The sequence below is a fragment of the Deinococcus aquiradiocola genome (assembly GCF_014646915.1).
GTDB classification, from domain to species: domain Bacteria; phylum Deinococcota; class Deinococci; order Deinococcales; family Deinococcaceae; genus Deinococcus; species Deinococcus aquiradiocola.
Window position 1 is genome coordinate 105,001 of the sequence record NZ_BMOE01000011.1, and the last position, 14,245, is coordinate 119,245.

Here is a 14,245-nt window from a genome sequence, read left to right on the forward strand (position 1 = left end):
TTGAGGACTGCAGGATCACTCGTCCTGCGTGCCGTCCTCGTCGATGCGGTACAGGCCCTCGACGCGCGCGGCCCATTCGGGCTCGCCGAGGGCCTTGAGGGCGCGGCTGGTGCGGGACACGCCGGGCGCGTCGATCGTGCCGGCATTCCAGCCCGCGATGAGCATCGCGCATCCCTGCAGCGCCTCGGACACCTGCTCGCGGTGGAACATCGCGGCGAGGTTGCCCGGCTGCGGTGGGCGGCTCGCCTGCGCCTGCTGCTGCACGCTCATGACGACCTGCATGAAGATCTGGTCGAGGCGTTTGCGGTCCTCGGGCGCGACGGGTTTGCTGGTGGTGGGCAGGGTCATGCGGGCAGTGTAGAGGAGCGTGGGCGTCGTCCCTGGACCGCCGCTCACAGAGGCAGGCCGCCCACCCCGGACATGAATGCCGCTGCGGGACGCATCTCTTCACATCATCCGGTATCTTGATGCAATCCTTCGCGGGTCGGAAGGGATGACATCAGGAGGACGGATGCTGAATTACACGCCGGGCAAAGCGTTCTTCGACGAGATGTACACGCCGGACGGGCAGTCCAGGCCGCACTACCGGGGCGTTCAGGCGTACCTGAACCGACTGGGCGCGGCGGAAGTCCAACGCCGGCACGCGCTGCTCGACCTGGCCTTCCGGAATCAGGGCATCACCTTCACGGTGTACGGGGACGCGTCCGGCACGGAACGCACCTTCCCTTTCGATCCGGTGCCGCGCATCATTCCGGCGTCCGAGTGGGCGCACGTCGAGGCGGGCCTCAGGCAGCGCGTGCTGGCCCTGAACGCGTTCCTGCGTGACATCTACGGGCCGGGCGAGATCCTGAAGGACGGGATCGTGCCGAGGGAACTGGTGTACACCTCCAGTCACTTCCGGCGCGAGGTGCACGGCATCAAGGTGCCGCTCGGGCTGTACACGCACATCGTCGGGACGGACCTCATCCGGGACGAGAACGGCGAGTACCTCGTGCTGGAAGACAACCTGCGTTCGCCGAGCGGCGTGAGTTACGTGCTCGCGAACCGGCAGGCGATGACGCGCATCTACCCGGGCATGTTCGAGGGGCAGGGCGTGCGGCCCGTGCAGCATTACGCGTCGCACCTGCTGTCTCTGCTGCGCTCCCTGAGTCCCCGCGACCGGGAGCCGACGGTGGTGCTGCTCACGCCCGGCATGTACAACAGCGCGTACTTCGAGCACGCGTACCTCGCGCAGCAGATGGGCATCGAGCTGGTGGAGGGCCGCGACCTGTTCGTGGAGGGCGGGAACGTCTGGATGCGGACCACGGCCGGACGGCAGCAGGTGGACGTCATCTACCGCCGCATCGACGACGACTTCCTCGACCCGCTCACGTTCCGGCCCGACTCGGCGCTGGGCGTGCCGGGCCTGATCGAGGTGTACCGGCAGGGCCGTGTGGCGCTCGCGAACGCGGTCGGGGCGGGCGTCGCGGACGACAAGGCCATCTACGCGTACGTGCCCGCCATGATCGAGTACTACCTGAACGAGAAACCCCTCCTGAACAACGTCCCGACCTTCCTGGGCAGCAACCCGGACCACCTGGAACACATGCTGAAGAACGCCTCCAGCATGGCCATCAAGGCGGTCGGGGAGGCGGGCGGGTACGGCATGCTGATCGGATCGGCCGCCACGAAGGCCGAGTGCCGCGCGTTCATGGAGAAGGTCAAGGAGAACCCCCGCAACTACATCGGGCAGCCGCTGGTGGCGCTGTCGCGGCACGGGACCTTCTACCCGGACAGCGGAAAGCTGGAGCCCGCGCACGTGGACCTGCGGCCCTACATCCTGGTGGGTCAGGAAGTCACGATCATTCCGGGCGGCCTGACGCGCGTGGCCCTCACGCGCGGGTCGCTGGTCGTGAACAGCTCGCAGGGCGGCGGGTCCAAGGACACGTGGGTGCTGGAGTCCGACGCGCCCCCCATCGCGCCCGTCAACCAGCCGGGCGCGTCCAGGGCCGACAAGGTCGCGTCCGAGGCGCTCGCCGGAGTCACGGCGGGCCTCACCGAGCAGGACATGCAGACGGTGCTGCCCGCCGCCGCGAAGATCGCCATCTCGCGCAGCACCTCGCAGGACCGCGTGCGCCTCACCCGGCCCCCGAAAGGCCAGTCGGGCGGCAGGGGCGCGCCCGCCCTGCAGGCGCAGCCAGGCACGCCCGCCCCGGACCCCGAACCGCAGGCGGCGCCCACCCCGGCCCGCCGTGCCCGCAAGAGCAAGAAAGGAGGGAACTGATGCTGTCCCGCGTCGCAGAATCCCTCTTCTGGATCGGGCGGTACGTGGAACGCGCCGAGAACACCGCCCGCATGCTGAACGTCAACTACTACGCCACCCTGGAAGCGTCCGGCGTGGTGAGCGAGCAGTGGAGTCCGCTGCTGTCCATCAGCGGGTCCGAAGCGAGCTTCCGTGAGCAGGGGGGCCGCGCCGACGCGCGCAGCGTCCCGTCCTGGCTGGCCTTCGACCGCAACAACCCCGGCAGCATCGCGTCCAGCATCGCGCGTGCCCGCGAGAACGCGCGCGGCCTGCGCGACCGCATCCCCAGCGAGATGTGGGAGGCGCTGAACCGCTCGTACCTCAGCCTATGCTTTCAGGACGACGGCATCCTCGACCGGGACGAACTGCACGAGTACTGCGTGGCGGCCCGCGAGGCGAGCCACCTGTTCTTCGGCATCGCGTTCGCGACCCTGCCGCGCGACGAGGGCTGGTCGTTCCTGCGGGCCGGACAGATCCTCGAACGCGGCGACAACACCCTGCGGCTCCTGCAGGTCCGCTACCGCCAGAAGACCGGCGACCTGCCGCAGGTGGCCGTGCACAACCACCGCTGGGTGGCGGTCCTGAAGAGCGCCAGCGCGTACGAGGCGTACCAGAAACGCCGCCACGCGGGCCTCGACCCGCGCACCATCGCGGAATTCCTGCTGCTCGACCCGGACTTCCCGCGCAGCGTGCGGCACGCCGCGAAGAACCTGCACGAGACGCTCGAACAGATCGGGCGCAGCAGGCCCGACGCGCACCCCGGCCTGCTGCGAGAGGCAGCGTGGCTGTACGCGCGCCTGCAGCACGTCGGCGTGGACGACATCCTCACGCGTGAGGAACCGGGCCTGGAAGCGCTGCTGGCCGAGTTCAACACGCTGGGCCGCGCCATTCACGAGGCGTACTTCGTGGTCTGAGCGGGCGCAGGGCCGTGACCGTGCGGGCCGCGCCACGTCATCCCGCTGTCAGGCCACAGACAGGCCGTGGGCAGTAGGGTGAAGGCAGGCGGAACCGCACGGCAGGGCCGCACCCCCGGAACCACCCAACCCCATCATGCGAGCAGAGATCAGGCACGTCACCGAGTACCGGTACCAGGAGCCCGTGTGGGACTCCTTCAACGAAGTTCGCCTGCATCCCATCCGGGACGAACGGCAGAACGTCCTCGCCTTCGACATCAGCGTCACGCCCGACGTGCCCGCCAGTTCGCACCGCGACTACTTCGGGAACCTCATCCACCACGTGCACGTGCACGAACGGCACACGCTGCTGCGCATCGAGGCGCGCACGCTGGTCGTCACGTACCCGTCCCGCGTACCCGCACCGGCCGCCGTCCGCAGCCTGGACGCGCACCGCGACGAACTGACCGAGTACCTGATCGCGTCGCCCCGCATCCCGCACGGCCGCTGGGCAGACGTGTTCGAGGTGACCGCCCCCCTGCGGGACGCCGACCTGCACGGCTTCCTGATGGACCTCACGCGCGCCCTGTACCGCCGCTTCACGTACTCGCCCGGCGCGACCGACGTGCGCACCCCCCTGTCGACGTTCGCGCAGACGGGACGCGGCGTGTGCCAGGACTACGCGCACGCCATGCTCGGCATCTGCCGGTCGCTCGGCATTCCGGCCCGGTACGTGAGCGGGTACATCTACGCCGGGGCGAACTTCGTGGGCGCCGAAGCCAGTCACGCGTGGGTGGAAGCGTACCTGCCCGGCACCGGCTGGGTCGGGTACGACCCCACCAACAACACCGAGGTGGTGGAAGCCCACGTCAAGATCGGGCACGGCCGCGACTACGGCGACGTGTCACCCATCAGCGGCAGCTATCACGGCAGCACCAGAGGCGTGCTGGACGTGGAAGTGAAAGTCTACGACCAGGAGCAGTGAAACGGGTTCGGTCCGATGACAGGGATGCCGGGAACAGCGCCGTCATCCCTTCCCGGGCAGATCACCGCCCGTGACTGGTACAGCTCCGCACGAGAGGGACGCCTGCCCGCTTCCATCTCCTCCAGACCGGACCTGCCGGTGCCCTTGTCGCTCGGCTGAACTTCAGGAGTCCAACTCAAAACCGTACGAAACGGCGCGCCGCCCGGACCGGCGGCAGGCGACCACGCTCAGAAGAACAGGAAATGCGCCCGGACCTGTCCACGGTCCGGGCGCACGCGTTTACCTCTGCACTCAGTGGCTGCCGCAGCCGGCCGCGCCCTCGCCGTCCTGGGCCTGCGCGCCGTCCGTGCGGAAGCTGTGCCCGCAGCCGCAGCCGCTGGTGGCGTTGGGGTTGTTGACGGTGAAGCCGCCGCCCATCATGTTCTCGATGAAGTCGATCTCACCGCCCTTCACGAGCGGGAGGCTCATCTGGTCCACGACGAGTTTCACGCCGCGGTCCATGACGACGGTGTCGCCTTCCAGTTCGCGGTCGTCGATGGCCATGCCGTACTGGTAGCCGCTGCAGCCGCCGCTCTTCACGAAGAGGCGCACGCCGGCGTTCGGTTTGCCGCTTCCGGCGATGGCGGCGATGGCGCGCTCGGCGCCCTTCTCGCTGATGGTGATGGGGTGGGCAGCGCCGGGCTGCGTGGGAGTGAGGTCAGCCAGCTGAGTCATGCGGAAACCATAGCAAACCGTCCGGGTTTCAAAGGTGCCCCGAACCATAAAGCCACCCCCCCCATCGCGGGAGGCACCTGAAAGGGTTTTGCGGTGCTCCGTTGGGTACGCTGGGGTCAGCATGCACAGTTCTCTGACTCCCGTTCCGTCTGCCCTCTCGGTCCTGTCGCGGCTGGCGCGGGACGTGGCCGAGCACGCCCAGACCCGTGAGGCCCTGCAGGCCGTCACGCAGGCGGCCCTGGACCTCACGTCCGGCCGCGCGGCGGCCCTCCTGCCGCTCTCGCCGGACGGTGAGCCCTGCGCGGGCGTCCTCGCGGGGGACGTGGGCGTGGCGGAGGCGCTGCTGCCCGCCGACCGGGCGGCCTTCCAGGCGGGGCCGGGTGAGCGGGCGGTGCTGGAGCGGCAGCGGGTGCTGCAGGACGAGGGGGAGGCGGGGTGGCTGGTGGCGTTGCCGCTCGCGGCCGGGCAGGGCGCGCTCGGCACGCTGACGGTGCGGCGCGCTGAGCCGTTCGGGCCGGAGGACCTGGCGGCGCTGGAGGTCGTGGCGGGCCTCGCGGCGGGCCTGCTGGCGCGCGAGCAGCTGGAACGCGACTGTGCGGCGATGACCCTGACGGACGCCCTGACGGGCCTGCCGCGCGGGCCGCTGCTGCGGGACCGGCTGGAGCAGGCGCTCGCGCGGACGGCCCGTGACCGCTCGCCGTGCGCGCTGCTGTCCATCGACCTGGATCACTTCGGGCGGGTGAACGAGGAGTACGGGCGGGCGCTGGGCGACCGGGCGCTCGCGACGGCCGCCGCGCGCCTGCGGGCCTCCGTGCGCGCCACCGACACCGTGGCGCGCACGGAAGGCGACCGGTTCGTGGTGCTGCTGGGCGGCCTGCACGGCGTTCAGCAGGCCCTGCTGGTCGCCGAGAAGGTGCGGCTGGTGCTGAGCGTGCCCATGAACCTGCCGGGCGCGAGCGTGACGCTGGGCGCGTCCATCGGCGTGAGTCTCGCCCCGCCGCACGGGCAGCAGCCGGAGGAGCTGTGCGCGCTGGCGAAGCAGGCGGCCCGGCAGGCCAAACGGCACGGGCGGGGCCTCGTGTGGCTCGCGCAGCTGCCGGGCAGCGGGTCACCGGAGCGGCGTGCGGCACTCACGCAGGACCTGCAGGGCGCCCTGGAGCGCGGCGAGATCGGCGTGCATTACCAGGAGCAGTTCGGGCCGGACGGTGAGCCGTGCGGGGTGGAGGCGCTGGCCCGCTGGACCTCGCCGCGCTGGGGGAGCGTCACGCCGACGGAGTTCATTCCCCTCTGCGAGGACGACGACCTGATCGTGCCGCTGGGGACGTGGGTGCTGCGCGAGGCCGTCACGCAGCTGGCACACTGGCGTGCGGCGGGCCTGCCGTACGCGCGCGTGGCCGTGAACGTCTCCCCCGTCCAGTTCCTGCGTCCGGATTTCGAGCGGGTGGTGCGTGCCGCGCTGGACGACAGCGGCCTGCCGCCCGCCTGCCTGGAACTGGAGCTGGGTGAGGCGTTCGTCGCGTCGCACCAGTCGGTGATCACGCAGCGGCTGCACGCGCTGCGCGGCCTGGGCGTGCGGGTCGTGCTGGACGATTTCGGGACGGGCGGGTCGGGGCTCGCCGCGCTGATGCAGGTGCCGCTGGACGGCCTGAAGATCGACCGGCAGTTCCTGCGGGAGGACACGTCCGCGCCGCTGCGGGAGGGGCGCGGCGTGACGGCCAGCATTGCCATGGCGCACGCGCTGGGGCTGGACGTGGTGCTGGAGGGCGTGGAGACGTCCGCGCACCTCGCCCTGGCGCGCCGGGCCGGGTGCGGACGCACGCAGGGCTTCCTGCAGGGCCGTCCCCGACCGGCCGAGGAGATCGGCGCGCATCCCGGCGTGTCCCGCTGACGCGCGCACAGGCGCGCCGGGACGTGGCGCCGTGAAGCAGATGCTCTAGGCTGACGGCATGTCCTCCTCACCGACTGCCGGGATGCAAGCCGCCCTCGACCGCGTGCGTGACGCCGTGCGCGCCAGTGACGTGCCGCTGGACGGCTGGCTGATCTACGACTTCCAGGGCCTCAACCCGCACGCGCGCACCCTGCTGGGGCTGCGGGACGCGTTCCTCACGCGGCGGTACTTCGTGTGGGTGCCGAAGGACGGCACGCCGACCCTGGTCCACCACCGGATCGAGGGCGGCACGTGGCGCAGCCTCGCGGGCGACGCGAACCTGAACTTCCTGCCGTACAGCGCGCACACGGAACTGGACGCCCACCTGCACGCCCTGCTGAACGGGCAGCGTGGCGCGCTGGAGTACAGTCCGCGCGGCGCGGTGCCGTACGTGAGCCGCGTGGACGCGGGCACCCTGGAGCGCCTGAAAGAGGCGGGCCTGGACCCGCACTCCAGCGCGGACCTGCTGCAGGGCTTCACGGTGTGGGGCGACGGGGACCTGGACGCGCACGACCGGGCCGTGCAGGTCCTGATGGACGCCAAGGACGCCGCGTTCCGGCTGGTGCACGAGCGCCTGAAGGCGGACGAGCCGGTCACGGAACTGGAGGTGCAGGACGTGATCATGCGGCGCATAGAGGGGGCGGGCATGACGGCCGGGCATCCCGTGAACGTGAGTTTCGCCGGGAATGCCGCCGACCCGCACTACGAGCCGTCCGCGGAGCAGAACGCCACCCTCGCGCGCGGGCAGTGCGTGCTGATCGACCTGTGGGCGCAGGAGCCGGGCCGTCCGTTCGGGGACGTGACCTGGGTGGGGTTCGCGGGCGAGCCGACGCCCGAGTACCTGCACGCGTGGGAGGCCGTGGCGGGCGCGCGCGACGCGGGCCTGCGCCTGATGCGGGAGCGGCTGGGCGCGGGCCTGGAACTGCAGGGCTGGGAGGTGGACCGCGCGGCGCGGGACGTGCTGGACGCGGCGGGACTGGGCGAGTACTTCACGCACCGGCTAGGCCACAACCTCGGCGTGCAGATTCACGGGTCCGGCGCGAACCTCGACGATCTGGAGACGCACGACACGCGCCGCCTGCTGCCGGGTCAAGCGGTCACCATCGAGCCGGGCGCGTACGTGGCGCCCCGCGGGTTCGGGATCCGCAGCGAGGTGAACATCCTGGTGACGCCGGAAGGCCCGCGCCTCACCACCCCCGTCCAGGCGCGGCCCTTCGTGCTCGGGGCGGGCGAGTGGGAGGCGGTGCGGGCCACGGGTCTGGGCGAAAGGTAACGGCCGGTCATACGATTTTGATCCGATTACAGGGATGACGGAAACAGCGCCGACATCCCTTCTTGGGCAGAACGGGAGGAGTGGCGTGGCCAGCCGCGTCCGTTCACGACGATACGCCCTGCAGGACGCCTGCCCGCTTCTTGGGCAGAACAGCGCCCATGACTGGCACAGCTCCACAGGAGGGGACGCCTGCCCGCTTCCATCTCCTCCAAACCGTACTTGTTGGTGCCCTTGTCGCTCGGCTGAACTCCAAAAGTTCAGCTCAAAATCGTATCAGAGGTCGGTGGGGGCGGTGCCTGGCTCGGTGCCGGGCTGGGTGTCGTCCTCGGCCAGCAGGCGGTACAGGGCCTTGCGGGCGGTGTTGACGATGCCGGCGGCCTCCCTGGTCTGGTGGGGGGTGCCGGTCTGCGCGACCTGCTGGGCGGCGCTCATCAGGGCGTGCAGCGCCTGGCGGAGTTCCATGCGGTCGCCGTGGCGGCCGGTGTCGTCCTGGGGGGTCCAGGGGGACTGGAGGGCGTCGGCGTTCTCCTGGACGTAGGTGCGGCCCGCCTCGGTGAGGGCGTAGGCCTTCTTGCCGTCCTGGGGCTGCACCTCGATCAGGCCCTCGTCTTCGAGCTGTGAGAGGGCGGGGTACATGCTGCCGGGGCTGGGCTGCCAGAGGCCGCCGCTGCGCTGCGCGGTCTCCTGGATCATGCTGTAGCCATTGCGGGGCGCTTCGGCGAGCAGCGCGAGGATGGCGAGGCGCAGGTTGCCGACCTTGGCGCGGGGGCCCCGGGGGCCGCCCCGGAAGTCGGGTCGGCCGCGGCCTTCGGGGTCGCCGAAGCCGAAGCGGGGGCCGCCGGGGCGGTGGCCGTAGGCGCGGCAGCCGTGGCCGTGGGAGCGGTGGTTCTCGTCGGTGGACTGGAAACCGTAGGGGCGGGGTCTGTGGGTGTGGTTGTGCATCTGAACGCTCCTCCTGAGCGATATATCGAAGATAGTCTTACGATATATCGCCTGTCAAGAGGTCGGCTCACTCCTGCCCTACGCGGGCCGCACCAGCCGCCCCCGCGCCGCCCCCAGCACCTGCCCCTGCGCGAAGACCCGCTCGCCGCGCAGCCACACCTCCCGCACCTGCCCCCGGTACGTTCCGCCCAGGTACGGACTCGTCTGCGGCCAGCGGTTGAGCAGCGCCTCCCGCCGCAGCTCCGCGCGGGCCTCCACGTCCACCAGCGCAAAATCCGCGTCCATCCCGGCCGTCAGTTCCCCCTTCCCGGCCAGCCGGAAGCGCCGCGCCGGAGCGGACGACAGCAGCTGCGTCAGGCGCGGCAGCGTCAGGCCGCGCTCCTCGCCGTGCGTCAGCATGGCCTGCAGTGTGCTCTGCACGCCCGCGACGCCGCCCCACACCCGGAAGGGATTCGGGGCGGTCTTCAGGTCCGGGCTGCACGGCGAGTGGTCCGATCCCACCGTGTCGATGCGCCCGTCCAGCACCGCCGCCCACAGTTCGTCCCGCACCTGCGCGGAACGCAGCGGCGGCGCGCACTTCAGGGCCGCTCCCACGCGCAGCAGGTCGTCCTCGGTGAAGCTCAGGTAGTGCGGGCAGGTCTCGGCCGTCACGTCCACGCCCTCCGCGCGTGCCTGCGCGATCAGGGCCGCGCCCTCGCCGCTGCTCACGTGCACCACGTGCAGGCGGCAGCCCGTCTCGCGTGCCAGCACGAGCGCCTCCCGGATGGCGTCCAGCTCGGCCCGCACGGGGCGGCTCTGCAGGTACTCGCGCCACGACGCGCCCGGCCCGTCCAGCGCCGCCTGCAGCTGCGCCGTGAGTGCGTCCGACTCGGCGTGCACCGCGACCGGCAGGCCCAGCGCGGCCGCCGCGCGCATGCCCTCGTGCAGCACGTCGCCGTGCGCCGCCGGGAACTCCCGGATGCCGCTCCCGCTCATGAAGGCCTTGAAGCCCAGCACGCCCGCCTCCGCCAGTTCCGGCAGGTGCTCCAGGTTCACGGGCGTCAACCCGCCCCACAGCGCGAAATCCGCGTGCGACGCCCGGCCCGCCGCCGCGAGCTTCGCGGCGAAGGTCGCGCGGTCCAGCAGCGGCGGGTCGCTGTTGAGCGGCATGTCCGCGAAGGTCGTCCCGCCGCCTGCCAGCAGCGCCGACGACCCGGTCTGCAGGCCCTCCCAGTCCGCGCGGCCCGGTTCGTTGAAGTGCACGTGCACGTCCACCCCGCCCGGCAGGACGTGCAGCCCGGACGCGTCCACCTCCTGCCGCGCCGTCCCCGCGAGGTCCGGCGAGACGGCGTACAGCACGCCGCCCTCCACGCCCAGATCGAGCCGCTGCACGCCCTGGGGCGTCACCACCTGTCCACCACGCACGATGAGGTCAAACATGCGGCGAGTGTAGCGGCACGCGAACCCTGCGGCGAGTGGAGCGGCACGCGCCCGTGCGGGGCACATGCGGCCCGGCAGCCGTTACCCTGGAACGGTGCGCGCGACCGTCCCTGCTGTCCTTGAACTCTTCACGGTTTTCCTGAGGCTCGGCCTGACGAGTTTCGGCGGGCCGGTCGCGCACCTCGGGTACTTCCGGGCGGAACTGGTCGAGCGGCGCGGCTGGCTGGACGACGAGGCGTACGCGGACCTCGTGGCGCTGTGCCAGGTGCTGCCCGGCCCGGCCAGTTCGCAGGTCGGGATGGGCGTGGGCCTGCTGCGCGCGGGCGGCTGGGGCCTCGTGGCGGCGTGGCTGGGCTTCACGCTGCCGAGCGCCCTGCTGATGTTCGGGTTCGCGCTCACCGTGACGCGCGCGGGGCACGCGCTGCAGGGCGGTCTGGACGGTGCGGGCTGGCTGGCGGGCCTGAAGGTCGCGGCGCTGGCCGTGGTGGCGCAGGCGGTGGCGGGCATGGCGCGCACCCTCACGCCGGACGCGGCACGGTTGAGCGTGGCGGCGCTCGTGGCGGGCGCGGTCCTCGTGTTCCCGCAGGGGTGGGTGCAGCCGCTCGCGCTGCTGCTGGCGGGCGTGGCCGGGTGGCGCGCCCTGCCCGCCCCGGACCTCGGGCGGCTCGACCGGCTGCACGTCACGCTGTCCCGCCGTGCGGGGGCCGCCCTGATCGGCGCGTGCGGCGCGCTGCTCGTGGCACTGCCGCTGCTCGCGTCGGCCTTCCCGCGCGCGGACGTGCAGCTGTTCGACCGCTTCGTGCGGGCGGGCGCGCTCGTGTTCGGGGGTGGGCACGTGGTGCTGCCGCTGCTGCAGGCGGCCGTCGTGCCGCAGTTCCTGGACGCGGGGACCTTCGTGGCCGGGTACGGGGCGGTGCAGGCGATGCCGGGACCGCTGTTCACCTTCGCGAGCTACCTGGGCGCTGCCTCCCGCAGTGGCCTGAATCCCGCGTGGGCGGCACTCGTCACGACGTGCGGGGTGTTCCTGCCCGCCGCGCTGCTCGTGGCGGGCGCCCTGCCGTTCTGGAACGACCTGCGTGCCCGGCCCGGCGTGCGGCGCGCCCTGGCGGGCCTGAATGCCGGAGTGGTCGGGCTGCTGCTGGCGGCGCTGTACTCGCCGGTCTTCACGAGCGCGGTGGAGGGCGGCATGCGTGGCCGGACCGAGGTGGCGCTCGCCCTGGTCACGTACGTGGCGCTCACGGCGTGGCGGGTGCCGCCGTGGGCGGCGGTGCTGTGCTGCGCGGGGGTGGGTCATGTCCTCCTCTGACGCTCCGCTGGTCCTGCCGTCGCCCGCACTGGTCGTGCTGATCGGCGTGCGGGACGACGTGCGCGCGGCCTTCGCGGCCCGGCACTTCCCGCCGGAGGAACGCTGCGCCACCCTGGATGCGGCCGGAAAGCGTCTGACGGCCGGGCAGCCCGCCGTGCTGAACGCGCCGCACCTGACGCCCGACGCGCGCGCGGACGCGGTCCTGCTCGCGCGGGCGCAGCACGTCCCGGCGGTCGCCGTGGTCCTCGACCCGGACGGGCACGACCCGGACTCCGCCACGCGCCGCGCCGTCGCCGCACTGCGCGCCGGTCTGGGCGGCCCCGACGCGCCCGCCCTGCCGCTGGAGGGCTTCCGGGAGGTGCGGCGCGTCCGGCGACCGGACTTGCTCCCGGCGGGCGGCGTGACGCGCGTCCCGCTGCGCCCGGACCGCCGCGACCTGAGCGGCCCGTTCGACGTGGTGGGCGACGTGCACGGCTGCCTGCCGGAACTGCTGGACCTGCTCGGCCTGCTCGGGTACGCGGTGCAGGGGGAGCAGGTCACGCCGCCGCCCGGCCGGACGCTGGTGTTCGTGGGCGACCTGACGGACCGCGGGCCGGACTCGCCGGGCGTGCTGCGCCTCGTGGGGGGGATGCTCGCGGCAGGCACGGCACTGTGCGTGCAGGGCAACCACGACGCCAAACTGCTGCGCGCCCTGAGCGGCCACGCCGTCAAGGTCACGCACGGCCTGGAAGTCACGCTCACGCAGCTGGACCACGCGCCGCCGGACGCCCGGACGGACGCGTGCGCGCTGCTGGCGGGCCTGCCGCACCACCTCGTGCTGGACGGCGGGCGGCTGGTGGTGGTGCACGCGGGCCTGCCCGAACGGCTGCACGGGCGCGACAGTGCCCGCGTGTGGAGTCACGCGCTGTACGGCGAGACCGCGAAAGGTGAACTGGACGCGCAGGGCCTCCCGCTGCGGCTCGACTGGGCGGCCGGATACCACGGTCAGGCCATCGTCGCGTACGGACACACGCCGGTCCAGGCGGCCCGCTGGCGCAGCCGGACCGTGAACCTCGACACCGGCTGCGTGTTCGGGGGGAGTCTCACGGCGCTGCGGTACCCGGAGCTCGTGACGTTCAGCGTGCCTGCCCGGGCCGTGTACCGCGAGGCGGCCCGCGCGCCCCTGCCGCTCGCGCCGGGCGAGGACGTGCCGCCCGGCCCGTGACGGGTGCTCCGTGACGGGTCTTCAGGGCATGCGGACGGCGTCGCAGTTGTCGTTCGTGCCTTCCTGAGCTGCCTCGTCCACCACGACCTGCTCGCCCTTGCCCACGAAGCCCAGGCAGCGTGCCTGGGCGCGCAGTTCGTCCGGGTCGCTCGCGTGCGCCTGCGCTTCCTTCAGGACGCGGATGTCGGTGCTGAGGGCGGCGTTTTCGCGCTGCACGGCCCGCGTCTCCTGCTGCCACGCGTACGTGCGGTACAGGCTGTTCCCGATCAGGAACGTGATCTGCACCGTGCCGAGCCCGGCCAGCAGGCAGGCGATCATCATGGAGACGGGAACCCGGTGCAGGTCGGACCAGGAGGGCCACTTGCGCAGCCAGAGGGGGCGATTCCAGGACGGTGGACGCAGACGCACGCAGCGAGTGTAGCGTGCGGCCCTGTGCCGCTCGTGTGGAACGCGTCCTGCCGCCCGGAGGGGGCCGCGCCCGGGTGCCTGCCGCGTCCGGCGAGGCGCGGTATTTGTTGCGCCCGCAGCCGCAACGGCGTTCACGTGCAGCGGTTACACTGCCCGCATGGACTGGAGCCGTGCCCACCGTACCCCCATCCAGATGCGCTACAGCGACACGGACATGATGGGGCACATCAACAACGCGGCCTACGTGCAGTTTCTGGAGTTCGCGCGCATGGACCTGCTCGCCGCCCTGCTGCCCACGGGCACGCACCTGCCGGTCGTGCTGGCCCGGCTGGAACTCGATTACCGGCGCGAGGTGCACCTGCACCAGACGGTCGAGGTGCTGACGCTGCCCGTCCGGGTGGGAAACAGCAGCTGGGAGTACGCGTTCCGCCTGCTCGCGGACGGCGAGGTGAGCGCCGAGGGGCGCAGCGTGCAGGTGCACACGGACCCCGTCACGCGCCGCGGCTCGCCGCTGCCGGACGAGGTGCGCTCGAAGCTGGTGGCGCTGCTGCCGGAGGCGACCCATGTCTGACGCCGGCCGCGCGCCCGAATTCGACGAAGTGGTGACGTACCAGGGCGACCCGTGGGTGCTGCTCGTGACGATGCCGCGCATCGTGGCGGAAAGCTACCGCCGCCTGCTGGGCGATCACGGCGTGGTGACGGTGATCCGCACGCCGTTCCAGTGGGTCATGAGCAGTCCCGTGATCGAGATCGAGACGGGCGGTTACATGGGCGACGTGGGCCTGTACGTGCCGCAGGTGCAGGAGGCCGAAGCGCAGCGCGTGCTGGAAGGACCGCCGGACGACGACACTCCCGGTCCGGGAGCGCTTTCATGAGGCAGACAGGCGTGCCCC

14 protein-coding genes are annotated in these 14,245 nt (G+C 72.1%); 9 read left to right on the forward strand and 5 right to left on the reverse strand.

The annotated features are described in order from the left end of the window. Positions 1-15 precede the first annotated feature (15 nt). On the reverse strand, positions 16-348 hold the full coding sequence (locus IEY33_RS14600; RefSeq protein WP_188964022.1) for a hypothetical protein: 333 nt from the start codon (positions 346-348) through the stop codon (positions 16-18). A gap of 163 nt (positions 349-511) precedes the next feature. On the opposite strand from IEY33_RS14600, the gene IEY33_RS14605 reads away from it, so the two are divergent. The 3 genes from IEY33_RS14605 (at position 512) to IEY33_RS14615 (ending at position 4,159) form a co-directional block, all read left to right on the forward strand. Further along, positions 512-2,263, forward strand: a complete 1,752-nt coding sequence (locus IEY33_RS14605) for a circularly permuted type 2 ATP-grasp protein (RefSeq protein ID WP_229671036.1) — start codon at positions 512-514, stop codon at positions 2,261-2,263. Further along, on the forward strand, positions 2,263-3,195 hold the full coding sequence (locus tag IEY33_RS14610) for an alpha-E domain-containing protein (protein WP_188964023.1): 933 nt from the start codon (positions 2,263-2,265) through the stop codon (positions 3,193-3,195). Before IEY33_RS14605 ends, IEY33_RS14610 begins: the two co-directional genes overlap by 1 nt. Positions 3,196-3,331: 136 nt before the next feature. Beyond that, positions 3,332-4,159: a transglutaminase family protein gene (locus IEY33_RS14615; protein ID WP_188964024.1), complete on the forward strand. Its 828-nt coding sequence runs from the start codon at positions 3,332-3,334 to the stop codon at positions 4,157-4,159. Between the two features lie 291 nt (positions 4,160-4,450). On the opposite strand, the gene IEY33_RS14620 is transcribed toward IEY33_RS14615, so the two are convergent. Continuing rightward, complete coding sequence (locus IEY33_RS14620; RefSeq protein WP_188964025.1) at positions 4,451-4,873, reverse strand: HesB/IscA family protein; 423 nt, start codon at positions 4,871-4,873, stop codon at positions 4,451-4,453. A gap of 121 nt (positions 4,874-4,994) precedes the next feature. Here IEY33_RS14620 and IEY33_RS14625 point away from each other — a divergent pair, with 121 nt between their 5' ends. Together IEY33_RS14625 and IEY33_RS14630 are read left to right on the forward strand one after the other, a co-directional pair. Beyond that, positions 4,995-6,761 carry a putative bifunctional diguanylate cyclase/phosphodiesterase gene (locus tag IEY33_RS14625; RefSeq protein WP_188964026.1) on the forward strand — a complete coding sequence of 589 codons (1,767 nt, stop codon included), beginning with the start codon at positions 4,995-4,997 and terminating at the stop codon, positions 6,759-6,761. Positions 6,762-6,843: 82 nt separating this feature from the next. Then, positions 6,844-8,073, forward strand: coding sequence for a M24 family metallopeptidase (locus IEY33_RS14630; protein WP_188964052.1), 1,230 nt, complete (start codon positions 6,844-6,846; stop codon positions 8,071-8,073). A 273-nt stretch (positions 8,074-8,346) separates the two neighbouring features. Here IEY33_RS14630 and IEY33_RS14635 read toward each other — a convergent pair whose 3' ends face one another. Both IEY33_RS14635 and allB read right to left on the reverse strand, forming a co-directional pair. Then, entirely contained in the window at positions 8,347-9,015 is a 669-nt protein-coding gene (locus IEY33_RS14635; RefSeq protein WP_188964027.1) for a PadR family transcriptional regulator, read from the reverse strand. Positions 9,016-9,093: 78 nt separating this feature from the next. Further along, positions 9,094-10,434 (reverse strand): allantoinase AllB, encoded by a 1,341-nt coding sequence (gene allB, locus IEY33_RS14640; RefSeq protein ID WP_188964028.1) that lies wholly within the window; start codon positions 10,432-10,434, stop codon positions 9,094-9,096. A gap of 94 nt (positions 10,435-10,528) precedes the next feature. On the opposite strand from allB, the gene chrA reads away from it, so the two are divergent. Together chrA and IEY33_RS14650 are read left to right on the forward strand one after the other, a co-directional pair. Next, positions 10,529-11,740, forward strand: a complete 1,212-nt coding sequence (chrA, locus tag IEY33_RS14645) for a chromate efflux transporter (protein ID WP_229671037.1) — start codon at positions 10,529-10,531, stop codon at positions 11,738-11,740. Then, the gene (locus tag IEY33_RS14650) at positions 11,727-12,944 is read left to right on the forward strand and encodes a metallophosphoesterase (protein ID WP_188964030.1); all 1,218 of its coding nucleotides are present in this window, start codon (positions 11,727-11,729) and stop codon (positions 12,942-12,944) included. The genes chrA and IEY33_RS14650 overlap by 14 nt, the downstream gene beginning before the upstream one ends. A 21-nt stretch (positions 12,945-12,965) precedes the next feature. Here the strand turns inward: IEY33_RS14650 and IEY33_RS14655 are convergent, their stop codons facing one another. Then, on the reverse strand, positions 12,966-13,352 hold the full coding sequence (locus tag IEY33_RS14655) for an FtsB family cell division protein (RefSeq protein WP_229671038.1): 387 nt from the start codon (positions 13,350-13,352) through the stop codon (positions 12,966-12,968). 157 nt (positions 13,353-13,509) lie between these two features. Between IEY33_RS14655 and IEY33_RS14660 the strand changes: the two genes are divergently transcribed. Beyond that, positions 13,510-13,923 carry an acyl-CoA thioesterase gene (locus IEY33_RS14660; protein WP_188964031.1) on the forward strand — a complete coding sequence of 138 codons (414 nt, stop codon included), beginning with the start codon at positions 13,510-13,512 and terminating at the stop codon, positions 13,921-13,923. Then, positions 13,916-14,227, forward strand: coding sequence for a hypothetical protein (locus tag IEY33_RS14665; RefSeq protein WP_188964032.1), 312 nt, complete (start codon positions 13,916-13,918; stop codon positions 14,225-14,227). The genes IEY33_RS14660 and IEY33_RS14665 overlap by 8 nt, the downstream gene beginning before the upstream one ends. The last annotated feature ends 18 nt before the right edge of the window (positions 14,228-14,245 follow it).

What these genes read in the sequence shown, in the direction of transcription:
- IEY33_RS14600 (WP_188964022.1), bottom strand. Translation starts at nt 348, where the DNA reads ATGACCCTGCCCACCACCAGCAAACCCGTCGCGCCCGAGGACCGCAAA.
- IEY33_RS14605 (WP_229671036.1), top strand. Translation starts at nt 512, where the DNA reads ATGCTGAATTACACGCCGGGCAAAGCGTTCTTCGACGAGATGTACACG.
- IEY33_RS14610 (WP_188964023.1), top strand. Translation starts at nt 2,263, where the DNA reads ATGCTGTCCCGCGTCGCAGAATCCCTCTTCTGGATCGGGCGGTACGTG.
- IEY33_RS14615 (WP_188964024.1), top strand. Translation starts at nt 3,332, where the DNA reads ATGCGAGCAGAGATCAGGCACGTCACCGAGTACCGGTACCAGGAGCCC.
- IEY33_RS14620 (WP_188964025.1), bottom strand. Translation starts at nt 4,873, where the DNA reads ATGACTCAGCTGGCTGACCTCACTCCCACGCAGCCCGGCGCTGCCCAC.
- IEY33_RS14625 (WP_188964026.1), top strand. Translation starts at nt 4,995, where the DNA reads ATGCACAGTTCTCTGACTCCCGTTCCGTCTGCCCTCTCGGTCCTGTCG.
- IEY33_RS14630 (WP_188964052.1), top strand. Translation starts at nt 6,844, where the DNA reads ATGCAAGCCGCCCTCGACCGCGTGCGTGACGCCGTGCGCGCCAGTGAC.
- IEY33_RS14635 (WP_188964027.1), bottom strand. Translation starts at nt 9,015, where the DNA reads ATGCACAACCACACCCACAGACCCCGCCCCTACGGTTTCCAGTCCACC.
- allB (WP_188964028.1), bottom strand. Translation starts at nt 10,434, where the DNA reads ATGTTTGACCTCATCGTGCGTGGTGGACAGGTGGTGACGCCCCAGGGC.
- IEY33_RS14650 (WP_188964030.1), top strand. Translation starts at nt 11,727, where the DNA reads ATGTCCTCCTCTGACGCTCCGCTGGTCCTGCCGTCGCCCGCACTGGTC.
- IEY33_RS14660 (WP_188964031.1), top strand. Translation starts at nt 13,510, where the DNA reads ATGGACTGGAGCCGTGCCCACCGTACCCCCATCCAGATGCGCTACAGC.
- IEY33_RS14665 (WP_188964032.1), top strand. Translation starts at nt 13,916, where the DNA reads ATGTCTGACGCCGGCCGCGCGCCCGAATTCGACGAAGTGGTGACGTAC.